This window comes from Nitrosomonas sp. JL21, assembly GCF_009833095.1.
GTDB lineage: Bacteria > Pseudomonadota > Gammaproteobacteria > Burkholderiales > Nitrosomonadaceae > Nitrosomonas.
Genome location: NZ_QRCB01000040.1, coordinates 53,938 through 80,336, shown reverse-complemented (window position 1 = coordinate 80,336; position 26,399 = coordinate 53,938). Strand labels below are relative to the sequence as shown.

At 47.4% G+C, this 26,399-nt stretch carries 24 protein-coding genes and 1 tRNA gene; 9 read left to right on the top strand and 16 right to left on the bottom strand.

The features are described from left to right. Positions 1-173: 173 nt before the first annotated feature. From secF to queA, 5 genes are all read right to left on the bottom strand, one after another. Positions 174-1,112: a protein translocase subunit SecF gene (secF, locus tag ABF87_RS12210; RefSeq protein WP_160829393.1), complete on the bottom strand. Its 939-nt coding sequence runs from the start codon at positions 1,110-1,112 to the stop codon at positions 174-176. 19 nt (positions 1,113-1,131) lie between these two features. Then, positions 1,132-3,189: a protein translocase subunit SecD gene (secD, locus tag ABF87_RS12205; protein WP_160829392.1), complete on the bottom strand. Its 2,058-nt coding sequence runs from the start codon at positions 3,187-3,189 to the stop codon at positions 1,132-1,134. Positions 3,190-3,285: 96 nt separating this feature from the next. Next, a complete protein-coding gene (gene yajC, locus ABF87_RS12200; RefSeq protein WP_160829391.1) occupies positions 3,286-3,735 on the bottom strand; it encodes a preprotein translocase subunit YajC in 450 nt (149 codons plus the stop codon). Between the two features lie 36 nt (positions 3,736-3,771). After that, the gene (tgt, locus tag ABF87_RS12195) at positions 3,772-4,872 is read right to left on the bottom strand and encodes a tRNA guanosine(34) transglycosylase Tgt (protein ID WP_160829390.1); all 1,101 of its coding nucleotides are present in this window, start codon (positions 4,870-4,872) and stop codon (positions 3,772-3,774) included. Next, the gene (queA, locus tag ABF87_RS12190; protein WP_160829389.1) at positions 4,869-5,903 is read right to left on the bottom strand and encodes a tRNA preQ1(34) S-adenosylmethionine ribosyltransferase-isomerase QueA; all 1,035 of its coding nucleotides are present in this window, start codon (positions 5,901-5,903) and stop codon (positions 4,869-4,871) included. The genes tgt and queA overlap by 4 nt, the downstream gene beginning before the upstream one ends. A 117-nt stretch (positions 5,904-6,020) precedes the next feature. On the opposite strand from queA, the gene ABF87_RS12185 reads away from it, so the two are divergent. From ABF87_RS12185 to ABF87_RS12170, 4 genes are all read left to right on the top strand, one after another. Then, positions 6,021-6,107: transfer RNA gene (locus ABF87_RS12185), tRNA-Leu, on the top strand. A gap of 390 nt (positions 6,108-6,497) precedes the next feature. Then, on the top strand, positions 6,498-7,616 hold the full coding sequence (gene hpnH, locus ABF87_RS12180) for an adenosyl-hopene transferase HpnH (RefSeq protein ID WP_160829388.1): 1,119 nt from the start codon (positions 6,498-6,500) through the stop codon (positions 7,614-7,616). Positions 7,617-7,672: 56 nt separating this feature from the next. After that, complete coding sequence (locus ABF87_RS12175; RefSeq protein ID WP_240143666.1) at positions 7,673-8,812, top strand: glycosyltransferase; 1,140 nt, start codon at positions 7,673-7,675, stop codon at positions 8,810-8,812. Then, positions 8,790-9,425: an ABC transporter substrate-binding protein gene (locus ABF87_RS12170; protein ID WP_240143665.1), complete on the top strand. Its 636-nt coding sequence runs from the start codon at positions 8,790-8,792 to the stop codon at positions 9,423-9,425. Before ABF87_RS12175 ends, ABF87_RS12170 begins: the two co-directional genes overlap by 23 nt. Before the next feature lie 103 nt (positions 9,426-9,528). Here the strand turns inward: ABF87_RS12170 and ABF87_RS12165 are convergent, their stop codons facing one another. The 4 genes from ABF87_RS12165 to purM form a co-directional block, all read right to left on the bottom strand. Further along, positions 9,529-10,800, bottom strand: coding sequence for an RsmB/NOP family class I SAM-dependent RNA methyltransferase (locus ABF87_RS12165; protein WP_160829386.1), 1,272 nt, complete (start codon positions 10,798-10,800; stop codon positions 9,529-9,531). A 201-nt stretch (positions 10,801-11,001) separates the two neighbouring features. Then, positions 11,002-11,718 (bottom strand): DUF3108 domain-containing protein, encoded by a 717-nt coding sequence (locus tag ABF87_RS12160; RefSeq protein WP_160829385.1) that lies wholly within the window; start codon positions 11,716-11,718, stop codon positions 11,002-11,004. Then, entirely contained in the window at positions 11,715-12,353 is a 639-nt protein-coding gene (gene purN / locus ABF87_RS12155; RefSeq protein ID WP_160829384.1) for a phosphoribosylglycinamide formyltransferase, read from the bottom strand. Before purN ends, ABF87_RS12160 begins: the two co-directional genes overlap by 4 nt. 23 nt (positions 12,354-12,376) lie before the next feature. After that, positions 12,377-13,435, bottom strand: a complete 1,059-nt coding sequence (gene purM / locus ABF87_RS12150) for a phosphoribosylformylglycinamidine cyclo-ligase (RefSeq protein WP_160829383.1) — start codon at positions 13,433-13,435, stop codon at positions 12,377-12,379. 609 nt (positions 13,436-14,044) lie between these two features. On the opposite strand from purM, the gene ABF87_RS12145 reads away from it, so the two are divergent. Both ABF87_RS12145 and ABF87_RS12140 read left to right on the top strand, forming a co-directional pair. Beyond that, positions 14,045-16,105: a di-heme-cytochrome C peroxidase gene (locus tag ABF87_RS12145; RefSeq protein WP_160829382.1), complete on the top strand. Its 2,061-nt coding sequence runs from the start codon at positions 14,045-14,047 to the stop codon at positions 16,103-16,105. Between the two features lie 49 nt (positions 16,106-16,154). Then, positions 16,155-17,435, top strand: a complete 1,281-nt coding sequence (locus ABF87_RS12140) for a cytochrome P450 (RefSeq protein ID WP_160829381.1) — start codon at positions 16,155-16,157, stop codon at positions 17,433-17,435. Positions 17,436-17,543: 108 nt separating this feature from the next. Here the strand turns inward: ABF87_RS12140 and ABF87_RS12135 are convergent, their stop codons facing one another. Continuing rightward, positions 17,544-17,735, bottom strand: coding sequence for a hypothetical protein (locus tag ABF87_RS12135; protein ID WP_160829380.1), 192 nt, complete (start codon positions 17,733-17,735; stop codon positions 17,544-17,546). Positions 17,736-17,854: 119 nt separating this feature from the next. Here ABF87_RS12135 and ABF87_RS12130 point away from each other — a divergent pair, with 119 nt between their 5' ends. Further along, on the top strand, positions 17,855-18,613 hold the full coding sequence (locus tag ABF87_RS12130) for a Mut7-C RNAse domain-containing protein (RefSeq protein WP_160829379.1): 759 nt from the start codon (positions 17,855-17,857) through the stop codon (positions 18,611-18,613). A gap of 184 nt (positions 18,614-18,797) precedes the next feature. On the opposite strand, the gene ABF87_RS12125 is transcribed toward ABF87_RS12130, so the two are convergent. The 3 genes from ABF87_RS12125 to ABF87_RS12115 all read right to left on the bottom strand — a co-directional run bounded on the left by ABF87_RS12125 (position 18,798) and on the right by ABF87_RS12115 (position 21,084). After that, positions 18,798-19,109, bottom strand: coding sequence for a hypothetical protein (locus ABF87_RS12125; RefSeq protein ID WP_160829378.1), 312 nt, complete (start codon positions 19,107-19,109; stop codon positions 18,798-18,800). A gap of 267 nt (positions 19,110-19,376) precedes the next feature. Then, the gene (locus ABF87_RS12120; protein ID WP_160829377.1) at positions 19,377-20,657 is read right to left on the bottom strand and encodes a peptidoglycan-binding protein; all 1,281 of its coding nucleotides are present in this window, start codon (positions 20,655-20,657) and stop codon (positions 19,377-19,379) included. Between the two features lie 55 nt (positions 20,658-20,712). Continuing rightward, positions 20,713-21,084 carry a DUF4156 domain-containing protein gene (locus ABF87_RS12115; protein WP_160829376.1) on the bottom strand — a complete coding sequence of 124 codons (372 nt, stop codon included), beginning with the start codon at positions 21,082-21,084 and terminating at the stop codon, positions 20,713-20,715. Between the two features lie 247 nt (positions 21,085-21,331). Here ABF87_RS12115 and ABF87_RS12110 point away from each other — a divergent pair, with 247 nt between their 5' ends. Continuing rightward, positions 21,332-21,871, top strand: coding sequence for a LemA family protein (locus ABF87_RS12110; RefSeq protein WP_193568011.1), 540 nt, complete (start codon positions 21,332-21,334; stop codon positions 21,869-21,871). Positions 21,872-21,895: 24 nt separating this feature from the next. Then, positions 21,896-22,816 (top strand): GIDE domain-containing protein, encoded by a 921-nt coding sequence (locus ABF87_RS12105; RefSeq protein ID WP_160829401.1) that lies wholly within the window; start codon positions 21,896-21,898, stop codon positions 22,814-22,816. 15 nt (positions 22,817-22,831) lie between these two features. Here ABF87_RS12105 and ABF87_RS12100 read toward each other — a convergent pair whose 3' ends face one another. The 3 genes from ABF87_RS12100 to ABF87_RS12090 all read right to left on the bottom strand — a co-directional run bounded on the left by ABF87_RS12100 (position 22,832) and on the right by ABF87_RS12090 (position 26,301). Continuing rightward, entirely contained in the window at positions 22,832-24,355 is a 1,524-nt protein-coding gene (locus tag ABF87_RS12100; RefSeq protein WP_240143664.1) for a CYTH and CHAD domain-containing protein, read from the bottom strand. 62 nt (positions 24,356-24,417) lie between these two features. Then, positions 24,418-25,236 (bottom strand): polyphosphate kinase 2 family protein, encoded by an 819-nt coding sequence (locus tag ABF87_RS12095; RefSeq protein WP_160829374.1) that lies wholly within the window; start codon positions 25,234-25,236, stop codon positions 24,418-24,420. Positions 25,237-25,284: 48 nt separating this feature from the next. After that, on the bottom strand, positions 25,285-26,301 hold the full coding sequence (locus tag ABF87_RS12090) for an isoaspartyl peptidase/L-asparaginase (RefSeq protein WP_160829373.1): 1,017 nt from the start codon (positions 26,299-26,301) through the stop codon (positions 25,285-25,287). Positions 26,302-26,399 lie beyond the last annotated feature (98 nt).

Sequence of the window (26,399 nt, the reverse complement as noted above, 5' to 3'; positions counted from 1 at the left end):
AAGCACAACTTCCGCTGCTTGAAAATAAATGGCTTTGTTTAAATTAAAACGCAGCAAAATAAACTTAATTTCGCTGCGTTTTTTATGAATTTTCTGTAATGATGGATAAAGAAAAAAGATAAATCCTTCCTTTGAGTGATGAATCAATCTATTGATTGAACATGTTTGAGTTACTACACGACAGCTCCATCATTCTCTAACGGCTTTTTCTCTAATTTGACGAGATCCTCTCGCTTGACGCCAAGCAGCATGATCATAGAACTTCCTACCATGATCGACGAGTAAATACCAAAAAGAATACCAATAGTTAACGCCAGCGAGAAATAATAGAGCACCTCTCCGCCAAATAACAGCATGGCCACTACCACCATTTGAGTACTACCATGGGTAATGATGGTTCGCGACATCGTTTGTGTAATGGCACTATCGATCACCTCAGTGAGACTCGCTTTACGGTATTTACGGAAATTTTCACGAATCCGATCAAAAATAACGACTGATTCATTTACTGAATACCCCAGGATGGCCAATATGGCGGCCAATACAGTCAGCGAGAACTCCCATTGAAAAAAAGCAAAACAACCGACGATAATCACTACATCATGCAGGTTTGCAATAATACCTGCTACACCGAATTTCCATTCAAACCGCATCGCCAGATAAGCCACAATGCCCAGCGACACGAACAATAACGCTAATGCGCCATTTTCCAGTAGCTCTTGACCCACCTGCGGACCCACAAATTCGACACGCTTCATCTCTACAGAAGGGTCAGCTTCTTTAAGTGCGTTCAAAACAGTTTCCGACAATTGTGAACTGGAAACCTCGGGTTTGAGTGGCAAGCGAATCAACACATCGCGCGAAGTGCCAAAATTTTGCACACTGGCATCGGACATACCAAGGCCTGTCAACACATTTCGAATTTTATCGAGATCGGCAGTTTGGCTGTAGTTAATCTCGAGAACCGTGCCTCCAGTAAAATCAACACCAAGGTTCAAGCCTTTCGTTGCGATAAAAAAAATTGATAACAGGAACGTTACGATCGAAATGACAGCGCCTGGGCGCCGCCAGCTCATAAAAGGGATATTGCGATTAAATCTAAAAAATTCCATATGATTTCCTTATTAATGATTATCGCTTGGTTTTTTTAGTGTCTACTCTGCGCTTATTTTTAGTCTTCGAAGGAACAATCTTTTGATCAGCTTGAGCGGAGATTTCGTCTTCATTGTTTTGAACATCTATTTCTGGCGCAGCCAATGATTGCTGTTGCGTGGCAGACTTTGCATTTTTGGCGGTTTCAGATATTAAAGGACTGTCATCTTGACTATTGCGACTGGTTTGTGTGGACTTAGATTCATGTTGAGGCAACCAAATTTTCCCGATGGGGACATGATCAAGCCGACGCCGACTCCCATACACTATATTCACGATACCTCTGGTTACAAAGGTTGCCGTAAAAACTGAGGTTAAAATTCCCAAACAGAGGACTACCGCAAATCCTTTTACCGGGCCGGAACCGAATGCGAATAATGCAATTCCGGCGATCAAGGTGGTGATATTTGAATCCACAATGGTACCGAAGGCGCGTTCAAAACCGCTATGAATGGCCAATTGAGGAGAAGCTCCGGCGCGTAATTCATCGCGAATGCGTTCATTGATCAGAACATTGGCATCAATCGCCATGCCCACGGTCAATGCGAGTGCGGCCATTCCCGGCAAGGTAAGCGTGGCTTGTATGATGGACAGCAACCCGACTAATAATAATAAGTTCATGCCCAGCGCTATGACGGAAATAACACCGAACGCCGTGTAATACATGATCGCGAAAATAGATACTGCCAAGAATCCATACAGGGTTGAATTGAACCCACGGGCAATATTATCAGCGCCCAAGCTGGGCCCTACGGTACGTTCCTCTATGATATCCATCGGAGCGGCAAGGGCGCCTGCACGCAACAATAGGGAAACATCGCGTGCTTCGGTGCTGGTCATGCGACCACTGATCTGAACACGTCCTCCGCCAATTTCTTCGCGGATGACGGGGGCAGTAATCACTTCTGCTTTATTTTTTTCAATCAGAAGAATGGCCATCCGTTTGCCGATATTGTCGCGCGTTAATTGCTTGAAGACACGAGATCCATTGCCATCCAGATTAATATGCACGGCAGGTTGGTTATCCTTATCGAATCCTGGTTGTGCATCCGTGATATGCTCACCGGTCAAGAGAATTTGTTTTTTCACGAGCAGCGGACTGCCTCCGCGCTCTTCGTAAAGTTCAGTGCCAAACGGAACCTGGCCTCTTAAAGCAGCATCCAGATCACGTTCGTCGTCAACCATACGAACTTCAAGCGTAGCAGTTCGCCCAAGAATATCTTTGGCTTTAGCGGTATCCTGCACACCGGGTAATTGCACAATGACCCGATCTATTCCCGCTTTTTGAATGATTGGTTCGGCCACACCCAATTCATTGACACGATTACGTAATGTCGTGATATTTTGCTGCACGGCCGAGTCTTGCATACGAATCTGGGCCTCGGGCTTGATGACTGCGATCAGGTGATATCGGCTGTCCACCTGCTCCTCGGTAAGACCCAGATCAGGGTAATTGGTCTTCAATTCCGCCGCTGCTTTGACACGGGATTCCGTATCGCGAAATTTTACGATCAGCTTTTTGGCTTGCTTTTCCACCCCGGTATAGGGAATCTTGTGTTCCCGAAGAGTGCTGCGAATGTCAGTGCTGTAGCGCTCCAGGGATTTCTCGAGAGCTCCAGCCATATCAACCGCTAACATGAAGTGAACACCACCTCGTAAATCGAGCCCCAAATACATTGGTAAAGCACCAAGATTGGTGAGCCACTGCGGAGAATTTGCGAGTAAATTCAATGCAATAATATAATCGTTGCCCAGCGTCGATTCGAGCAGATCCTTTGCCTTGATTTGAGTATCGGTATTTTCAAAGCGTGCTTTTATGCTGCTTTCTTCGAGCAAAATGCCTTCGGTTGTGATACCGGCTTGCTTTAACGTCTCTTCGACGCGTTGTAATAAAGAAGTATCAGCACTTGCGGAAGTTCGTGCGGGAGAAATCTGCACTGCAGGTGATTCGCCATAAAAATTAGGCAGCGTATAAATCAGCCCGATCAAGAGCGAAACCGCGATAATTAAATATTGCCAGAGTGCGTAGCGGTTCATGGGTATAGTTAAATTATAGAAAAATAAAAAAGATCAAGCGGCATGCAACGATGAATTGCGAAATGACAAGTTATCTTATCTGTTTACCAGCAGGGATTATTTGTTATCTGTAGTTTTTTGAGCTTCGGAGGCATTGGTTTCGGATGTGTCGACAGCATCATCAGTTTTGCTCTCAGTCGTTTTTGCTGGTTTTGCTTTCTGTAGCTTGTTGCTCTTGGGATCGATAGTTTTCAGCGTTCCTTTGGGAAGCAAGGTTTGCACTGAAGATTTTAATATCGTGACTTCGATTGTAGGAGCAATCTCGATGATGACATAGTTTTCGCTGACGTTGAGGATCAGACCTAATATACCGCCGTTGGTGATAACCTCGTCTCCGCGCTGAAGTGCTTCGACCATCTGTTTCTGTTCCCGAGCGCGTTTCCACTGCGGACGAATCAGCAAGAAATAAAATAAGACCAATATACCGAGCATCGGTAGTAAACTTGCTAAATTGGCATCAGTCTGAGCTGGTGCAGCAGCCTGAGCGAATGCTTCATTAATTAGCATATGATTCTCCAAAATCGTTCATTAAAAAAACGCATATTAGCATGATGGCCGCTTTGCCAGAAATTCTTCTGCATATTGTCCAAATTGTTTATTTTCAATTGCGGCGCGAATTTCCTTCATTAATTGCTGGTAATAAAATAAGTTGTGTACCGTATTCAAATGCGCGCCGAGCATTTCATTGATGCGCTGTAAATGATGCAAATAAGCGCGGCTAAAGTGTTGACACGTATAGCAACCGCAGTGTTCATCGGGAGGAGAGGTGTCGAGACGATACCGGCTATTGCGCAATTTGATGACGCCATTGCGCGTGTACAGCCATCCGTTCCGGGCATTGCGGGTAGGAAGCACGCAATCAAACATATCAATACCCTGTGCCACCGCATGCACAATATCTGCGGGAGTGCCCACTCCCATCAAATAGCGAGGCTTGTCAGCAGGTAATAAAGGAGCGGTATGCGTTAAAATACGCTGCATGTCTGCTTTGGGTTCTCCTACGGATAACCCGCCGATGGCGTAGCCATCAAAACCAATCTGATGTAGTCCAGCAAAGGATTGATCTCGCAAGTGTTCATACATACCGCCTTGAACGATACCAAATAATGCATTGAGATTGCCTTCATGCGCTCGTTTGGATCGCTCTGCCCAACGTAAACTGAGTTTCATCGAGTCGTTGGTAATGGCTTCATCGGCAGGGTAGGGGGTGCATTCATCAAAAATCATCACAATATCGGAATTGAGGATCTTTTGAATGTGCATCGATTCCTCGGGCGACAAAAAACAAGAATCACCGTTGACAGGTGATTTGAACTGAACCCCCTGTTCTGTAATTTTGCGTAATTCTCCCAAGCTATATACTTGAAATCCGCCCGAGTCGGTCAGGATCGGCCCGTGCCAGCTCATGAAGTCATGTAATCCACCATGCGCCTGAATGATCTCCAACCCCGGGCGCAACCATAGATGAAAAGTATTGCCGAGAATAATTTGCGCATGTGTCGCTTGCAGAGCTGCGGGCGTCATACTTTTTACTGCGCCGTAAGTACCTACGGGCATGAAAACAGGAGTTTCAATAGCACCGTGCGCTAAAGTCAGCGTACCGCGCCGAGCGGCATGATCGGTCGATAGGAGGTGAAATTTCATAGTGCCCTTTCAATGAGCATGGCGTCTCCGTAACTAAAAAAACGATAGCGCTCAGCAATGGCATGTTGATAGGCGCGTTGAATGACTTCCGTGCCTGTAAAGGCCGAGACCAGCATCAATAATGTTGAACGAGGCAAATGAAAGTTGGTCAGCAGCCGTTCGACTATTTGAAATCGGTATCCGGGTGAGATGAAAATCTTCGTTTCGCCATAACCTGCAACGACTTGGCCGTTATGAATCGAGGCACTAGCTTCCAGGGCTCGCAGTGAAGTTGTTCCTACCGCAAGCACACGTTGTTGGTTTCGTTGGGCATGCTGAATTGCATCAACAGTCGCTTGAGGAATATGGAAAATTTCTTTATGCATAATGTGATCAGCGATATTTTCTACGCGCACCGGCTGGAATGTTCCAGCACCGACATGCAATGTAACATACACGATGATGACACCCATTGCGCATAATTGATCCATCATCCGCGCATCAAAATGCAGGCCGGCCGTGGGCGCTGCTACCGCTCCCGGAGTTTTGGCGTAGATAGTTTGGTAACGCGCTTCGTCGAAAGGCGTTGCTGCTCTATTGATGTAAGGTGGCAAAGGCAGTTGACCATACTCTTCCAATAACTCGCTCGCTGTTTTTTTATGTTCGAAACGTAGCGTGTAGAGCTCCTGATTCCGATTGACTACGGTCATTTCGAACGAATCCGCTAAGAATAATCGCGAATCCGGTTTCGGTGCGTGACTTGCCCGGATAGCGGCCAGAACATGATGATCGTCCAAAACCCGCTCAACCATTACTTCTATGCTACCGCCCGTGTCCTTTTTACCGAATAAACGGGCTTTAATGACTTGTGTATCGTTAAATACCATGACATCACCGCTGCGGAGGTAGTGAGGCAAATGTGAAAAGACATCATCCCGCCAATCTTGAAAGGTACTATTTACATGAAGAAGGCGACTGTCCGAGCGCTTTTCAGTCGGGAATTGCGCGATCAATTCAGAGGGGAGGAAGAAATCAAAATCCTGAGTTTTCATACCATCTATTATACTGGTGTGATATGTTTTTTACCCGTTCAGCTTGCTGTGTCAGGGGTTTTCAGTGATAATTGCGCCTGCTGTTTTTTCAACTGATAGTAATTTACTTAAGCCTTAGCCGGGATGGCGGAATTGGTAGACGCACGGGACTCAAAATCCCGCGATGGTGACATCATGGGGGTTCGATTCCCCCTCCCGGCACCAAACCATGGTGGGCACTCGCAGGTCATTAGATTTTCCGGATATGAAATTCCGCTATTTCTGCTCAGTGTCGGCCTGTCGAGTGTGAGTCGTTCTAATCCCCGTGCTTGAAATAAGAATTTCATACATTTCCAGTCCTTAACGCGTAAAATTATTTGCTATAGAAGAATTCATGTTCTATAGTTTAAGTGTCAAGTAAAACCAGTTTCGAACTTTCTTTAGTAACTAAAGGAATTGATAGCTTTTTGTTTACTGAGTTTGTTGAATATTTACTGTCGATTCCTCAGGAAGACCTGTTTTCCAGAAGAGCTTGTTTTTGATCAGTCAAGCTGGTTTTTTTACGCTGAATTAATTTAATTAGTTGGTTTTGAAGTACTTTTGGAGGCTTTGCTCATGGGAGTTCCTTTACGTCAACAGATCGCAGTTGGCACGTATCTAATCAAACAAAAGCTGAAAGGAGTAAAAAAGTATCCTTTGGTTTTGATGTTGGAACCTTTGTTCCGCTGTAATCTGGCGTGTGCGGGATGTGGAAAAATCGCGCATCCGGAAGAGGTTCTCGATCAACGCCTCAGCTATGAAGAATGCATGGAGGCAGTTGATGAATGTGGTGCGCCGATGGTATCGATTCCTGGCGGTGAACCTTTATTGCATAAAGAGATGCCCCAGATTGTCGCAGGTATCATCAAGCGCAAAAAATACGTTTACCTGTGCACTAATGCGTTATTACTAAAAAAACGGATTGATGACTATACGCCGTCTCCTTATTTGACTTTCTCGATCCATTTAGATGGCATGAAAGAACGGCACGATGCTTCCGTGTGTCAGGATGGTGTGTTCGATCGTGCGGTGGAAGCGATAAAGTTGGCGCTGGAAAAGGGGTTTAGAGTCACCGTGAATTGTACGTTGTTCCAAGGTGAGACACCTGAAGATGTTGCTGAATTTTTGGATTATGCGATGGAATTGGGTGTAGAGGCAGCGACCATTGCGCCGGGATTCAGTTATGAAAAAGCGCCACAACAAGATGTGTTCATCAAAAGCCAGGACACAAAAATTCTTTTTCGCGGTATCTTCGAATTGGGTAAAAAATTGAAGCGGAAATGGAGATTGAATCATTCTTCGCTTTATCTGGATTATCTCGCTGGGAATCAAGATTATGAATGCACTCCTTGGGGTAATCCGACAAGAAATGTATTTGGATGGCAAAAGCCTTGCTATTTGCTATCTGACGAAGGATATGCCAAGACATTCAAGGAATTGCTCGAAGATACCCCTTGGGAAAAGTATGGCACCGCCAATAATCCCAAATGTGCCCAATGCATGGCGCATTGCGGCTATGAAGCCACAGCAGTTGAAGATACCCTTCGCCACCCATGGAAGGCATTCATTACCACAATGACAGGACCCAAGACATCCGGTCCGATGGTTGCTGAGCCCGCTCCGAAGTGGGTCACGACAGACGCGGAAACGGCCAAGAAACTCGCGGATATCAGAGTCTCAGTCATCAACGATTAGGCTCTCGGATGTATTCACGTCATGGGCTCCTTGCTGAAATGTAAATCAGAATGGTGATGGAAGTAATACTCTGGCTAGCGATTCTAGGGGTAATATGCTGGTGGTCTGTTATTTTTCTTCCTTGGAGACCCTGGAGTACCCGCGAAAAATTAGAAGTCAATGGAAGAATAGCTGAGATTCCATCTTCTCAGTCTTCGTTGTCCGATATTACTGTTCTGATTCCAGCTCGCAATGAGGGTGCCTATATCGGTCGCACCCTGCAAGCAGTCAATAGACAAGGAAAAGGCATGCGCATCATCGTAATCGATGATCAATCGATGGATGATACCGCCTTACAGGCTAAAGCATATGGCGCTGAAGTTTTGTCCGGTACCACGCCATTGTCCGGTTGGAGTGGCAAACTCTGGGCGCTTGAGCAAGGATTCCGGAAAGTCCAGACAACTTATACGCTATTGCTTGATGCAGATATCGAGTTATCGCCGGGAATTGTTCATGACTTGCGGCATAAAGCGCAAGCCGAAAAGATTGCGCTTGTGTCATTGATGGCGACGCCACCCTTGATGAATTTCATTGAACGCTTGCTCATGCCCGCTTTCATTTTTTTCTTCAAATTACTTTATCCGTTTGGATTAGCAAATAAGTCTTCATCACGGGTTGCCGCTGCCGCCGGTGGCTGTATCTTAGTGGAGACACAAGCGCTTCGTGCAATCGGCGCTTTTGCCAATTTGCATGATGCGCTCATCGATGATTGCACGTTGGCTGGACACGTCAAGCGCGCCGGTTTGCGCACTTGGATAGGGTTGAGTCATGCGGCGCAAAGTCATCGCGGATATGAGGGATTGACGCCAATCTGGGAAATGGTGGCCCGTACCGCTTATACTCAGTTGAGGTATTCGTTCATATTGCTGGTTCTTTGTACAGTGATCATGGGATCAATGTTTTGGGCAGCGCCTTTCACATTTCTATGGATGCCTACTGAAGAAATGGTTATAGTCGGTGTATTGGCATGGAGCGGGATGTTATTATCCTATTTACCAACTTTAATATATTATCAACGTTCTCCATTCTGGGGAGTTGCATTACCCATTATCGGTGCCTTATATCTTGCAATGACCTGGACTTCAGCGATACGATATTGGCGGGGAGAACGCGCTTCTTGGAAAAATCGTCGATATGAAAGTAAAACCACTCATTAACTTTTTCATTGGATGCCTGATGTGGCTGCTGATGCTGCCAGCCTCGATGGTAGCGAGCGCCTCAGCCGCAACTTCGGAGACTCCTGAGCAAGTCATACAGAAATTGCAATCCTCTCTGATTCAGGTGATGCGCGAGGGGCCGCAATTGGGCTATGAAGGGCGATTCAAGGCGTTGGCACCAATCATTGATCAATCTCATGATATTGAATTGATTATTAAAACAATTCTCGGGGCAACCTATTGGTCACAACTGGATAATGACCAAAAAAATCTTGTTGTCGACACATTCCGCCAGCTCAGTATCGCTACTTATGCGGGTCGATTCACCCAGCATGAAGGGGAACAATTCGAAGTCATCGAGCAACGTGAATTACCGCATGAGCAAATGTTGGTTCGCAGTCAGCTGACTAAATCGGATGGCGGTATCGTAAATTTTGATTACGTCCTGCAACAAAAAGAAGGCCGCTGGCGCATCGTAAATATTCTGTTTGATGGCGTCAGTGACTTGGCTATCAAGCGGGGAGAATACCGGTCAATCATGCAAAAGGATGGTTTTCCCGCACTCATTGAATTACTGAAAGAAAAGATTAATCTTGCCAAGCAGAATCAGTGATTCTTGGATGTTTCATAAGGTTACTGACGGATCCCGGACTGATTTTTCGGTTCGAATGCTGAGGAGGATTCATCTTCAGCGGTAACAACAACTGAAAAGATTTCTATTCGACTTGAGCCATGTCTTTGCGTCCCAATGCAGCGGCAAAGAAACCGTCTGTTTGATGCTGTGCTGGAAATAATTGAAGAAATTCGCCCGTATCCAGCGGTATTTTTTGTTGCGATAACAATTCTGAGCAGTTCAGTAAAAAAAATTCTGGATGCTGTGAAAGAAACTCAGTGACGATTGCCTGATTTTCTTCAGGCAAGAAGCTGCATGTGGCATATACCAAGCGTCCACCGGGTTTGAGCAAATGAGCGGCGGCCGAGAGAATGCCCGCTTGTTTGGTTTTCAGTTCTTCAATGCTTTGAGGTGATTGGCGCCACTTCAAATCTGGATTGCGCCGCAAGGTTCCGAGACCGCTGCAGGGCGCATCGACCAGGACGCGGTCTATTTTTCCTGCTAACCGTTTGACTTTGCTGTCATTCTCATGTGCGATGCGTTGAGCATGCAAATTTGAAAGCCCTGAACGTTTGAAACGCGGTTTTAGGTTTTCAAGCCGTTTCTCAGATACGTCGAAAGCATACAAACGCCCTTTCGAGTTCATCAAAGCGCCGAGCAATAATGATTTTCCCCCCGCGCCAGCGCAAAAATCGACCACCATTTCTCCGCGCTTGGGCGCCAACAAATAACCGAGCAATTGACTGCCTTCGTCCTGAACTTCGATTTTCCCTGCAAGAAATAGCGGATGGCGATTGATGGCCGGTTTTCCATTGATCCGGATGCCGCAGGGAGAGTAGGGTGTTGTTTCGGCATCGAAGCCATCATTCTTCAATAGCTCCAGCACTTGCTCGCGTTTGGCAAGGAATGTGTTGACGCGTAGATCGAGCGGCGCAGGTTTTTGCAAAGAAAGCCCGAGTGCCAGGATTTGCTCATCCGGCATGAATTGTTGCAATTTTTCCATCAACCATTCGGGGAATTCTGCCTGCACAGGGAGTGAGCGGGAGCTGACATGAATGGCCTTGATGTCCGCAAGCCACTTTATTTCTGTCTCATTTGTCAGTGAAGCGAGCTCACGAAGGTTCATGCCTTCAAATTTGACTAGGTGAGCCAGAACCAGAGCCCGTGGTGTACTACGTGGAACGAGGCTTTCGAGAAAAAATCGATGCCGAAGCACGCCAAAGACTGATTCGGCGATGAAAGCGCGATCATGTGCACCCAAGGCAGCGTTTTCCTTGAAGAACCGGCGCAGAATGGCATCTGCAGGATACTCCAGGGGTAATACGGCTCGGATTGCGGTTATGGCAGCATCAAGCTGGAATGAGGTCAAATGCATGCAGATCCTTGCGGGGTTAAATGGCCAATGCCAACAATTGTTATTTCAGGAAAATTCATAAGAACTATGATGAATTGACTGGGTGTGCGAATCGCTTTGTGGGACGATACTCATATCTCGCTTATCGTGTTGAGTTGTCTTGGTTACTACGTTCCGTGCATCTCGCGTTTGATCACGTTTGCCGAATGAATTATCGTTTCTTCAATGATCAGCCTGATAGCTGATATTGATCCCTGTCACTATTTTGTCGATTTCGCGGCCATTTTCTTCAACTGAAACGATGCGCACCGGCAGCATGTGGTTATTCAATGCCAGCCATAATTTTCTCTTGAGTTTGGAATGCTTAGCTTCCTGCCGGGTTAAGACTATGGTTTCCATTTTTCCAATCGGCGTTTCAATGGTTTCTTTCGATACCTTGTAATGCGATAAGCGTAGGCTTTGGCCGTTAGTAACATGACGGTCGACATGATGCTTGGGAAGGGGAGCAAAGATGAAGTTGTACGATAAACTTAAGCGATCAATGGTGCTGGCCGGTAATTTTTCGTGCACTTCCTGGCCATCGTGCTGCAATGTGATCATATGCTTTTCCCAATCAAACACTGCCAGGCTCGGCTCTTTCTTGCCCCGCTTCTCATAAGCGCGAGTCGGCCGTAAGCCTTGTCTGGTAATGATTCCTTCACTGTGACGAATGATGGAGTTCGGTTCTATCAGTTTAAATAAGCCGGTGGCTTGCGCTTCACTGTTGATGGTATAGCTATGGCCGTTTTTGGTGTGCTTCATTTCCATCACTTCGTTGATTTCCCCTTCGCCAATATCGGTGGAGACGTGATAACTGATTTCTATGCGCGAGGGGATATCCGCGGCAAATCCCGGCCAACTGAGCATCCATGAGAGCAATATCGCTATTAGAAATTTCATTCGGGTAATCCGGGTGAATAAAGCGCTGACTCACATATGCAGCAATCCGAGATTTCGACGCGATTTCCCTCCAGTCGGATACGATCTTCCATAAACCATTGCACTGCCTGGGGAAAAATACGATGTTCTTGGAGTAGAACACGCGCTGCCAGGGATGCTTCAGTGTCATTCGGCAGCACTGGAATTGCAGCCTGAATCACGATGGGCCCGTGATCGAGCGTGGGAGTAACGAAATGGACCGTGCAACCATGAATTTTTATGCCCTCTTGCAAGACTCTTGCATGGGTTTTCAAGCCGGGGAACGCCGGCAATAAGGATGGATGGATATTCATTAAGCGGCCCTGATAACGCTGCACGAAGGAATTGCTCAATATGCGCATGAAGCCGGCCAAGGCGATCAGCTTGGGCTGGTAAGTATCAATTTTTTCTGCTAGCGCATGATCGAAAGTCTCGCGGTCAGGGTAGGAACGGTGATCGAGAATAATCGTTTCGACATTATATTTCTTTGCGAATTCGAGACCTTCTGCGGCTGGATTATTACTGATGACGGTAATCCGATCCATATAAAATTCAGCTTCCAATAACGCTTGCATATTACTGCCACGACCGGAAATAAGAATGACCAAAGATTTCATGGTGCTGCGATACAGTGTGCCATTTATACCAGAAGCGTTGCGACCTGTCCGGGAAGGCGATGCTTGATTTCTCCGATTTGCCACACCGTTTCGCCCGATTTGCGCAGTATTTCCATCGCGTCGCTGACCTGATCAGGAGCGATGACTGCCACCATGCCGACACCGCAATTGAATACTCGTGTCATCTCCTCGTCGGTAACATTGCCTTGCCGTTGCAGCCATTGGAACAGTGGCGGCATGGGCCATGCATCTTTGTGCAAGATGGCGGTGACGGTATCCGGTAGAATGCGCGGTACATTTCCAACAATCCCTCCGCCGGTGATGTGCGCCAATCCCTTGACAGGTAATTGCTTAATCAGTGCCAATAGAGATTTCACATAAATATGGGTCGGCGTCATAATCGCATCGGCAAGGGTTCTACCCTGAAAATCCATTGATAAATCGACAGAATGATGATCGATGATTTTACGAATTAATGAATAGCCGTTGGAATGCGCGCCGCTGGACGCGAGTCCCAGCACTATATCGCCGTCCTGTATCGTAGCACCGCTGATAATGCGCTCTTTTTCGACAATGCCGACAGCAAATCCTGCGAGATCATATTCATCAGGAGGATACATGCCCGGCATTTCTGCCGTTTCTCCACCGATCAGCGCACAGCCGGCCAACTCGCAGCCACGCGCAATTCCTCGGATGACGCTGGTCGCCGTATCGATCTGTAGTTTCCCGCAGGCAAAATAATCCAGAAAAAATAATGGTTCCGCGCCTTGAACCAGGATATCGTTGACACTCATGGCTACCAGATCGATACCTATGCTGTCGTGTTGATTGAGTTGAAAGGCAAGTTTGAGCTTGGTGCCAACGCCATCCGTACCTGAGACCAACACGGGGTGCTGATATTGCTTGGAGATTTCGAATAATGCGCCAAATCCGCCTATTCCCGTGAGCACTTCAGGACGCAATGTGCGTGCGGCAAAAGGTTTGATATTTTCAACCAGCCGATCACCGGCATCGATGTCCACACCGGCGTCTCGATAAGATAATGAAGTGATGTGAGAATGATCTGAATGAGATAAAGTCAAGGTGGATGCTCTCGCGGTTACGGATATTTGATTTGTTGAAGCGTGATTTTACCGCAAATAAAGGTGACGTAGCTTATTGAGCATTCATATTCTATTGCAGCGTATATTCCATCAAGAAATTGAACAACCTTAATCAAGCAGGATCTGGTCTTCAGTGCACAGTAGATATTAATTCCCCAGGTGATTGGTTGTTTGATATTTTTATATGAATCGATCAACGTTGCCCGAATGAACTTGTGCCTATGTTGACTTGAATGTGAGTTATCCAATAGATGGGAAGTCTCCGAAGGTGTACAGTTATGACTGTTCAATCTGCTGATAACATCAGGGGTGGCTTTCTGGATCTGTATGGATTTCTGGCCAGATTCTCGTGGCGTTGTGGTCAGTAATCGATTCTTACTATAATCAGATTAGAATGTGATATGCAGAAAGCGTTTCATTCGGATCGAGTTCAGCGTGCAGGAACATCAAATGAAAATTTTCCAAGGGTTGTAATGTACAAAATAATCGATCACGGCGTGGAGTTGAAATAAAGTTTCCATGATGATGTGATAAGTCTTATTGAGCGCATTACAGATCAAACAAGTTCATGCGAATGGGGAGATTATCGTGAAACAGAATGTTGTGGTGACAAAAAAAAGATTGTTATTTTTGGGCCTGGCAGGGGTTATTTTTGCAGCTGTATTAGGTGCATGTACATTGATACCGGAAACTGACCCCAATCGCGGTGCTACCACTGTCAAACAGGATCAATTTGGAGACAGTTATACCAGCATCCAATATTTGAACCAAGGTTGGGATATCACGGATAGCTTGTGGTTCTATACCACGACACAAGGATCGAACCTCATGCCCTATGATTTTTTCATGGTGCTGGAGAAGCCTGGAACATCCGAACTTTTTCGTTCGGATGAGACGATGAATTTTTATCGCTATTTGCCTCAGAAAGCGACGGCAATGAATCCGGATGCATTGCCTGTTGGTTGGGTCAAGGACACCTATAAAGGAAAAGAATATGTCGGCCTGACATGCGCGGCTTGTCATACCGGACAGATCAATTATAACGGCGTTGGAGTCCGGATTGATGGCGGGCCGGCCAACTCGGATATGGAAACCATCATGAAAGATATTGCCAAAGCCATGAAACATGCCGCAAAGGATGAAGAGACCCGGAACCGCTTCGTCAAGAATGTATTGGCGCGAGGTAAGTACACATCGGAGAGCGACGTGATGGCTGATTTGAATCGATATACCCAGCGCCTGATCAGCTATATCGATATCAATCGCAGCGATGTCGCCTACGGTTATGCGCGCCTGGATGCTTTTGGCCGCATTTATAATCGCGTGTTGGAGCATCTGGTGAATGAACGGGTGCTGAAGGAGCTCCTGGTCGAGGGCAAGATCATGGGCGATGAAAAAATGACCGAAGAAGAATTCCGCACCATCGTTCAGAATGTGGATAGCGTCATGACTGGCGATCAGCGTGACAACGTGGTTGAGCGTCTGACCAAAACGCTGGATGGGTGGCAGTTGGGCAGGCTGCGGGAAAAATTGTTCAATAAGCCCAATGCGCCGGTCAGTTATCCATTTTTATGGGATATCGCGCAGCATGATTATGTACAGTGGAACGGTCTGGCTGACAATGCCGGTTTAGGACCCGTCGGGCGCAATACTGGCGAGGTGATCGGGGTTTTGGGAACACTTGATTGGAAAGAGCAGAAAAATACCACCTTATCAACATTGATCGGTAAAACCAATATCGATTTCACGTCATCGGTCAATGTGCACAATTTGCGAAAAATTGAAAATCATTTAACCAAACTGCAATCCCCCGAGTGGCCGGAAGAGATTCTGGGAAAAATTGACGGGCAAAGCGCTCTGCGCGGTAAGATGCTATTCAATGAATATTGCGCCAGTTGTCATACCGAAATTGATCGCTCCGATCCAGAACGCCGCGTGGTGGCCAAAATGTCTCGTGTAAGCGATGTCGGAACGGATCTGGCTATGGCGAGCAACAGCATCAGTTACAAAGGCTATTCGGGGATTTTGCGCAATAGTTATGTCGGCGTAGGCATCGGCGATATATTATTGGATCAGGAGGCTTCGGTAGCGGCTTTGCTGACCAAAGCGACATTGAATGTGGTGGCGACGCCTGACGCCGACAAATGGTTTCTGGAACGCTGGGGTGACTGGATCTGGGATATCGGTTCTGCATTCTTCCACAATCAGATCAAACCCTCACTCAAACATGGAAATTACGATCCTGATACCACAGTAAATCCGCTGGCCTCGATCAATTCTTATAAGGCCAGGCCGCTCAATGGCATTTGGGCGACCGCGCCGTATCTTCATAATGGCTCCGTACCGACTTTGTATGATTTGTTACTGCCCAAAAAGCGTGATGGCGATCCGGACGATGGTGAGTATCGGCCTGAAGAATTTGAAGTAGGATCGAGAGAGTTTGATCCGATTAAAGTAGGATTGAAAAGCAGTGGATATAAAGGTTTCACGTTTAGAACGACGAATTCCCGCGGTGAAGCCATTCGAGGCAATAGCAATGCCGGGCATGAATATACCACTGGCAGAACAGCACAGCTTGATGGAAGGATATTGAAACCACTTAATAAAGAGGAACGACTGGATCTGCTTGAGTACTTAAAAACGCTCTAATTGGCGCAGATTTTTTCAGCATTCTTCACTCATGAAAGGGAGTAATGGAATGAATACGAGTACAAACTATCTTGAGCAGTATGATGCGGCCCCTGATGCAGATAAATTTCCGCTGGTGCGCCGCTGGATCGATACGGAACCTTTACCATTCTTCAAAGAATTACGCGCTAAGCGTCCTATTCTGGTGACGCCGACATGTACGCTGGTGACTCGTTTCGACGATGTCCGCGAAATCTTGAAAATGTACAAGGTGTTTACCGTGAAGCCGTATGTCCCCAAAATGGCCAATTATTTGATGATGCATGATGATGATGCATTGCATACCCGCGAAAAATCACTGATGCAGTTCATGCTGAATCGGGATGATCTTCCGCGGGTGCGGGCGATGGTGGGGGATATTTCACGGGCAATTCTCGCTAAAGCCAATGGTCAGATCGAAATTGTGAATGAGTTCTGCCGTATGGTCCCTGCGACCCTGGTGCAGGATTATTTCGGCTTAACCGGCGCTAAAAAAGAGGATTTGATTGAGTGGTCCTATTGGAACCAATACGATACTTTTCACAATCACCCGTTTGATCTTCTGCCGGCGGAATTGTCCCAACAGATTATTGATCGTCACAATGAGACATCGAAGAAACTCGGCAGCTATATCACCATGCTGATTGCAAAACGGCTTTTTGCAGTAAAAGCCGAGAAACTGACATTCTCAACGATTATCAGACTCCGAGACGATATCGTGACACGCATGCTGCGCACCAGCTTCGCTAAAGAACTGGATTTTGATATTCAACGTTTGGGAACGAATGCCGGCGGTCTTCTGATCGGGGCTATCGAAACAACTTCTCAAGCAGTTGCTCAGGTATTGAATTATCTATTCCAGCATCCTGAGTGGCTGACGGCCGCTAAAACTGCCGCTCAGAAGGAAGACACTGCAGAATTCGACGGTATCGTTTGGGAAGCGCTGCGTTTCGTGCCGATCACGCCCTATCTGTTCCGCATTGCTGCCAGCGATTATGCGGCTGCAAAAGGCACGGGTCATGAAACGGTATTGCGTGCCGGAACCTATGTGTTACCGGTGACACTGTCGGCAATGTTTGATGAGCGGGCGTTTGATTCACCCGATAGCTTCATTCCGCAACGCAACTGGTATAACTATTTTCATTTTGGATTCGGTAATCATGAATGCCTGGGACGCTATGTAGGAATGGTGATGATTCCGGAAATGGTGCGCCAAGTGCTCTTGAGAAAAGATGTCGAGCAGAAAGGCAGTATGGACTATAAATCAGGGCCTTTCCCAGAATCGTATCTTCTCTCGTGGACTGTGCAATAGCGGAGCTGCTTGCAGGGATTGACGCGTTGAATGATAGAATAAAAAAACCAGTGTTCTATAGCCGGGGTTTAATGCAAGGTCAACTATAGAACACTGGATGGTTGGCACCTAATAATTTGATTTCTCTTCAGTAGATCTTGCTTTCCCGCCGCCTTCCTGATCACCCGCTGGAATTTGATGGAAAGGCTGTATGGTTTTGCCATATGCATCAGGATTAGGTGTTTCCGGCGCTGTAGGTTTGCCACCGCAGGCAACTAAAATGATTACAGCAGATGCTACAAATAAATATTTGATTCTCATATAAAACCTTTAGTTATAAATTAATAGTTGATTTGTTTTGTTACAACGGTTACAGATTACCGACTACACTTGTGTGAAGTTTTGATCTTGATCAAACTAGCATAAAAATAGTGATGCTCATGGCAGGGATAAAGCTGCGCTTCTATCAGTCATTGAATGATTTTGTTCGACCGGTATTGCGCCATGCTGAAATGAGTCACACCCTGGATCGGAAAGCTTCAATCAAGGATATGATTGAAGCTTTCAATGTTCCTCACACTGAGATCGCTCTGATGCTCGTCAATGGTAGTGCGGTAGACTTCAACTATATCGTGCGGGATGGCGACTATATTCAGGTTTATCCTGCTTGTCCTAATTTGACTGCAACGGGATTGTCGCAGCTTCGTCCGGCATTATTACCACCGCTCAAATTTATCGTGGATGTCAATCTGGGAAAGTTAGCGCGTAATTTAAGATTGCTGGGGATGGATTGCGGTTATCAAAATGATTATGCCGATGACGACATCGCCCGAATCTCCAGTGAAGAGCAAAGAATCGTCCTTACGCGTGATCGCTCATTGTTACGGCGTAAGATCATCGTTTATGGATATTATGTTCGCGCGGATGCGCCGATGACACAAACTAAAGAAGTACTGAATAAGTTTGATTTATATCCTCAGATCAAACCATTGACGCGTTGTACCCATTGTAACGGTCTGTTTCGGAAGATCGATAAAAGAATGATCGAGCATCGTCTCGAGCCATTAACCAGGCAGTATTATCAGCATTTCTTGATGTGTTCGCAGTGCCAGCGGCTTTACTGGCAAGGCAGTCATCATGCCAGGCTTATAGGTCTGATAGAAGAGCTGTCTACACAGCATCGTAATGCAATAAAATAACCTTGTAAACGCTGATTGATCGACTTCGCGAACAAATTGCTTCGTTGAACGGTACTTTCTTTCCCGTATTTTGTTGATATTTGTCGCTCGGTGCGTTTATCACTTCATTGCGTTCGCGAAATTAATCAGTATTTCCTGAAGAAACTCTGATTTCGCCGCGACTAAATCAAACTCAACGTAACGATTATTTTTGATGGCTACGAGCATCACTGGTCTTTTCTTTTGCTGCTTCCACGACTTCTTCAATTTTTTCAGCAGCTTTTTCCAGAGTCTCATCGATATTTTTTTCTGCTCGTGCAGTAGATTTCTCGACGGCGTGCTCTATATGTTCGATTTTCTCGGCGGCTTTCTCAGTTATTGTATGTAAGGTTTCTTTGCTGTTCTCGATGGATTTATCTATTTCTTTCCCGAGTTTTTCGGCAGTTCCTGGTTGCCCTGAGCAGCCTGCCAGAAGTAAATATAAAATGAGCGATAAAAACGTTATGGATTTGTTCATTCAGTACCTCGTAAAAATGGGATCATAAAAGTTGTTAAAGACGACTGCTAAAGCTCAGTACTCATTATTGTGAACACAGTATCAAATAGCTTGAATATTAATTAAATCAATTGTATGGCTCAAGTCAGAGGTTGGAGTAAAAACAGAAAAGTGATGTTAACATTCCCCAAAGATTCGGGCCAACATAAATTTTGTTTTCACGCTATCGATAGCAATGCGTAGTGACATAGGTCAGGGTAATGGGCCAGAATTGAATCGAAGTCAATTTCATGTCTGAGATTCTTTGGTGGCTTCAAGCTCAAAGAGCGCCCGTACCGTCGATTCGTCGAACTGGCCTGTAATGGTTCTCCCGTTGATCCGTTGCCAGTCGCGTAGCGCAGCACGAAGCTCCTCGCTCAATTTGCCGTGTATGTGCGATTCAGGAATACCGAGTATCCGCTGTAAGCGTTCGATATTTGCCGCATTCAATGCGCTGGTTTCATAGTCGTTCAGAGCAACATCGCTGGGAGGGGCCATGTTGTTATTGACAGGCGGCACGATGACCTGAATCGTGGGTACTGCTGGAATGAGTGCGGTAGGGATTGATTCTTCCGGTTTTTTGCCGGTGCCGCGGATTGCGAAAAGATTCGAGAGGGCGTCAAACCAGAAGGGTGCACCCAAGGCGCCAGCCAGTGCTGTCAGAAACCATCCAATCCAACTCAAGAGCGGGTTCTGTAAGGGCTGATAGGCAATCATAAAATGGGAATCTGCATCGTCGGGCAATATAGCCCAGCCGATCGGCAATCCAAGGCTTTTGAATTCCTGAATTTGAAGATTCAAATACTCAAGCTGATTTTTCAGATCCTGGTTCTGGCTGGTATTGCTTTTTTCAGGAATCTGATCCGTGCTTTTTTCCGAAACCTTCTCAGCAACTTGCACCAGTTTGGTGACAAGTTGCGGATCATTTTGCAATCGCTGCGCGATATAGATGCTGTCCACATTGAACACGATCGCGAGAAAAAATCCAAGTAAAAGCATAATGGCCTGAGTGCGGCGTTTGTACCATCCACCCACTCTATCCATCACTTCATTGAAATGAGCTTCCACTTTAACCTTGAATTTTTCCAGATCGCCATTGGCTTCATCCAGCATGGGCCCGAGCAGCTTCCCCAAGGGTGAATCGCGCTGATCAAGCTTCTGCCGCAGTGATGACCATGAACCATTCGATAACACTTGCACCAGCGCCGACGAAAAAGAAGCTGGAGAAATATAGGATGGTTTTGAACCGGGTTGAGAAAGCGTGTCGATCAATGGATGGTCATAAAGGGTTTGAGTCAAATGCGCTCCAGGTGCCAGAGAAGGTTCTACCAAGCCAAACTTACGCAATAATGAGGTCGTGAATCGCTTGATACCATTGTTTTTGGGTAATTCACCCAGCATCATCGCCACGCCTTCGAATAATACCTTGCCGCGCATTTCAGCCATTTGGGCTATCAATTCGTTAATGCCACTGATCAAACCTGCAAACAGCGCATAAATCAGGAAAATTGCAATAATGATATCTAACATGGCAGTGTTACCCTTCGAGTAAGTTCGGGACCAGCCAGCACATAGGGTTTAGAGTTCATTCGCACCGATACGCATTGCCCACATGAACGATTTCCTTGTTGGTGCCGGGAACCTCATACTTGCCACTGGTATTGGAATTAATGATATGCACAGTATTGGCTCCAAGCTTCTGAGCCTCCGCTCTTAAATGATTTCTCGCCTTGATCAACCGCTCGACATAGGGAGCATCGTCGTCCGCAGATTCGTTTTCGCTGGAGGAGCCTCTGACTTTACCGAGTGATTCGCAGCCTTCCAGGTTCTGATCGCCGACCACGATGACGACCGGTTTGACAACATCGGGTTGCGCCGATATTTCTGAACAACCCATGACCAGAAGAATATATAACGTATTTTTCAATAATGGATTCATTTTCCTTGAACGATTCATGCATGACTCCTATTTGATCTTATTTTCAGAGTCAGATAGCTTAAGAAGCGCATCACGGCTCGTCAACATCATTGGCGTTTTCCCCGTATCGTATGACATGATAACAGCAGGATGGGCAATGTTGAAAATAAAACCTGTACAGGCTTCTTATTGATTAATTTTCAAATTTATCTTTGAGGTATATTTGACAGAAATCATTTACAGGAGAGATAGATTGGATATTGTCGTCTATATTGCTTTGGCGCTGATGATGATCGTCGCGATTTATGGCGTCATGATTTATAACCGGTTGGTCGATATCAAGCACAGTGTTTCGCAGGCATGGTCGAATATCGATATTCTGTTGAAGCAGCGACATGACGAGCTTCCAAAATTGGTCGAAACTTGCAAGCAATACATGGGGTTTGAACAGGAAACCTTGAAGCAGGTGATAGCTGCCCGTTCGCAGGTGGCGACTGCACGTGAGGCCGGCAATATGAGCGCGCTGGGTTCGGCGGAAAATATGCTGCGCATGGGTTTGGGGAGTCTGTTCGCGGTAGCTGAAGATTATCCTGAATTGACTGCGAGCGATAAATTTCAGCATTTACAAGCCCGCATCACCGGCTTGGAAAACAGCATTGCAGATCGCCGCGAATATTACAATGAAGCGGTCAGGATCAACAATGTGCGAATTGAACAGTTTCCGGACATCATCGTCGCGCAGTGGTTCAAGTTCATGCCGCGCGATTTGCTGGAGTTCAGCGATGTCGAAAAGCAGGATGTGAGTATCGCTAAGCTATTTGGCTGAGCCAGGTCATTCGAAGTGAACGAAATGTTAGCAGGTCTTTCTGCTGAAGATCATCAATTCATGGTGTTGGCATCCCTGCTCGTTGCAGTGGTCAGTTTCTATCTGTTCATGCGCAACTGGAAGCGATTACGGATCATTGAAGATACGCCTACCGCAAAACTGCGGTCTGCGCATCAGGGATATATCGAATTGGAAGGGAAAGGGCAATTTATCGATGACCAGCCCCTTTATTCACCGCTTTCCAATCACCCCTGTCTGTGGTACCGAAGCCAGATCGAGCAGCAGGAAACATTCGTCGACAACGGCCGCACGCAAACGCGCTGGAATGTTGTCTATAAAAACATCAGCAATCACCGGTTCAAGCTGATTGATGGAAAAAACAGTTGTTATGTCGACCCCGAGGCCGCCGAAGTCAACAGTCACCAAAAACTGGTGTGGTATGGCAACACGGAATGGCCGACCCGCACGCAATTGCTGGAAAGCCAATCCATCATTCACGCGGCGACCAACAGCTATCGTTATTGCGAATGGCTGATTCTGCCCAGCCAACCGCTCTACATACTCGGGCAATTTAGTACGTTGTCGGCCACTGCGCAAAAATCCATCCGCGACGTGATGATTAATCTGATCAACGATTGGAAGCAGGATCAAGAACAACTGAAAAACCGTTTTGATACAAATAAGGATGGCCAAATCGACCAGGAAGAATGGGAAGTGGCTCGTCAGGAAGCGCGATCAGAAGCACAAAAGCTTCATGATCAATTGGCGCTGGAGCCCGATATGAACATCATCGCTAAACCCAGAGATCCGTTTCAACCATTTATCATTTCAGCGTACTCTCAGACTGTATTGATTCGGAAGTATCGCCGCAATGCGGGTTTGGCGCTGATCTTGTGCTTAGTAGGCATTGCCGCTACCGGCTGGTTGGTGCGCATGCAGGGATGATCAGCGCCGCAACAGTCATTGCTTTTTTGAACGCCAGAATAATGTTGATTTCGCCAAGTGATTCCAGGTGCTGTCGGAAGGTGAAACTAATCTGCCGGCTTCGAGTTCGAGAGCGCCACAGATGCGGCCAAGTTCAAAACTGAGCAACGGCGATTGCTGCGGAAAAGAACGCAGTAGCTGCGTGCCAATGCGCAGGTCGTTTTCATACCCGAGCTGGTCTTGTAAAGCCGCCAATGCTGTGATGAACGGCTTGGTATGCTTTTCTTCATAGAGAGCGGCAAAAGTTTCCGCGGTGTAGCGCATCTTTTTAGCGGCAATCCGGGCTTGATGGCGTTGATCAGGATCGAGTTTGCTGAAATTGCGGCACCGCGTGCGCAATTTCTGCCAGCGGCGCTCGAGTGTGATTTTCGACCATGTTTTGACGCTCTGCGCCGTTTGAGAACAGGATGGGACTAATAGGCTGCGGCCGATATCGAGCACGACCTGGGTGAATGAAGGCGAGAGCAAGTGAGTCTGCGCTTGATGGCGAATATGCCGGGCGTGATCGGACAAGGCGTTTAATGCAGCCTGGTCCCAGCAGAAATCGGCAGGTGATGGCGCCAGCTTCGCTGCTAACCCAGGTAAGGAGTCATGCAGAAAAACGTCCCAATCGCGCGCCGCATTGAGGCCATTCATCAGTTTTCGTAACTGATGCTCCCACGGGAAGGTTGTTTGTCCCAGGGATTTAGCGAGCATTGCACCGGTGCGTAGTCGCCGCAATCCGATCCTGAGCTGATGCAAGTATTCGATATCAGGTTCATGTTCCAGAAAACCTGGGATATTGGTGACGGTATGCGCCAATGCATCATGCATGAGGATATGCCAGGCTTCGCTCGGAGTGTGGTGTGGGAGTATGTTGGCCGGCGTTGATTTGACGGGTTTGGCGTTGGTAATGCCGCTCAATAGATAACCGCGTTCCGCCTTGCTGCGCGGTTCGAGGTGCAGCGGCACATCCTGCAATAGTTGCGTGGCGATATCAAACAGAGATGCAGGCGCGCCGGATTTGAGCTCGATTTCCACTTCGCATAGGGCCTGCTGCTGCCCTCCGGCGGTTATATTGCCATGATCCAATGCCACTTCAGCGTCTCCCGCCGGGGTTTCGATGTGCCATGTCGTGCGCTGAAATTCAGTCGTGAATAAAGGTGCGACATGTTTCAACGTAATGCCCGTCAGTAAACTCATTGCGGTATCCGGGAGAAGCGAGAAATCGGGATGCCCGCCACCGGCAATGAGCACCTCCCATTCCGGGCGGCTTGTCAATGCACCAACCGATTGCGTTTCTGCTTTCAGCGTTTGTATCCATTGCCGGCCCACACGTCGCAGGCGTAACGCAATGCCGCGCCGCATCAACTCATGTTTGGGCGTATCAAAATAAATGCTGAGCAATCGCCTGCGTTGCGGGATCACTCCATTCAATACCGGATGACGCCGGATTCGGGCGGTGTGACGAGGCAGCAGCGCCAGTTTGAGTTCAATTTCCATTTCTATTTTCGTGTTCATACCCGGATGAGCCATAGCCCGTCAATTTCAGAGAGGCGGCTATAGCCCGAGCGGCTGCTGAATTATTCAATTTTCAGGGCATCGAAATCGATGCCCTCGGGAGGCGGTGGCGTTTTCAGCTTCATGCTTTCCACCGCTGCAACGACATGTTCGGCGACGATCAGATTGCGGTACCACTTATGATTGGCCGGAATGACATACCACGGCGCGCAATCGGTGCTGGTGGCCGACAGCATATCCTCGAATGCTTCAGTATATTTTGACCATAACTTCCGTTCTTCCAAATCGTGGATATTGAATTTCCAGCGTTTCTCAGGGTCGTCTATGCGTTCTTCGAGTCGTTGCTTCTGCTCATCCTTGGAGATATGCAGGAAAAATTTCCGGATCACCGTGCCGTTCTCGGTGAGTAATTCCTCAAATTCGTTGATCTGGTCGAACCGTTGCTTGATCTTTTTCGCTGAAATGAGCTGATGCACGCGGGTAATCAGCACATCTTCATAATGCGAGCGGTTAAAAATTCCGATCTGGCCTTTGGCAGGCGCTTTCTGATGGACGCGCCACAGGAAATCATGCGCCAGTTCTTCGGTGGAAGGCGTTTTGAAGGTAACCACCTTGCAGCCCTGTGGATTAACGCCGGACATGACGTTCTTGATGGTGCCGTCCTTGCCGCTGGTATCCATGCCCTGCAAAACGATCAGCAACGAATGACTGCCATGGGCATACAAGCGTTCTTGCAAATTGCTCAGTCTGCCGATCAATTTTTCGGTAGCGGTTCTGGCGTTCTCCTTGTCATCATCGCTCTTTTCGTAATCGCCGGTATCATCGGGATCGCAATCTGATAGTGCTAATGTGCTGGCAGGTTTTACTCGATAGTTTGTCATGATTGTTTAGAAGAGTTACACAGATGAAGGTGGGCAAAGAAGTCATCATCAAGCAGTCGATATCGTTGACATCGGTTCTTCAGCGCCGGGAAATATTCCGATCCGCGCCACGCCATCCTCGGTAATCAGACCGCGATACATGGCACTGGTGTTAAATCGCATGGCATGATTGCCGTGTGCATCCAGCACGATCAAACCGCCTTCACCACCAATGGCGGCAATTTCAGCCAGTGTTTGATCAACCGCCTGCAGCAGTGGCAGTCGTTGCAGGCGCACTTGTTCAGCGATATGAAATGCCGCGCAGGTACGTATGAACATTTCGCCGGTTCCGGTTGCGGAAACCGCTACAGAGCGATTATCGGCGTAGGTGCCCGCACCGATGATCGGGGAATCTCCGACGCGTCCGAAGCGCTTGTTGGTGAGTCCACCCGTTGAAGTGCCGGCAACCAGATTGCCATGGCAATCCAACGCTACAGCGCCGACGGTGCCGTGTTTCTGGTCGCTATCGTAAGGCGGGGGCGCGGCGTCGTTGTCATGGTCGAGCATCAGCCGATTTTTGGCGATAGCTTTTTGCAGTTGATCCCAGCGGTGCTGAGTGTGGAAATAGGATGTATCGACGATTTCCAGCCCCTGTTCAGCAGCAAATTGGTCAGCTCCCGCGCCAATCAACAGCACATGATCACCCTGGATCATCACGGCATGGGCTGCGCGGATCGGATTTCGGGTAGTAGTAACTCCAGCCACGGCACCGGCCATCCGGGTAGCACCGTCCATGATCGATGCGTCCAGTTCGATGCGTCCGGTATGTGTGAAAACGGCGCCCCGGCCGGCATTGAATAATGGCGAATCTTCCATCACGGCGATTGCGGCAATGACGGCATCGGCGCTGTTTCCGCCGGCTGCGAGGATAGCATGCCCTGCCATCAAGGATTGCGCCATAGACAGGTGATAAGCTAGCTCGCGCTCGGCTGAGAGTTTGTCGCGCTGAACTGCGCCGGCGCCGCCATGGATCAACAAGCGGAAGGGAGCGCCGCTGGTGAGTGTTTCTTGGGTGTGGGCAGTCATGGAGACAATAACGATAATCGAAGGTTGACGTTAACGATGATCGAATGTTAGCGGACAATCAGTACTAACACCACTGACGAATGGTGACGCAATCTCGG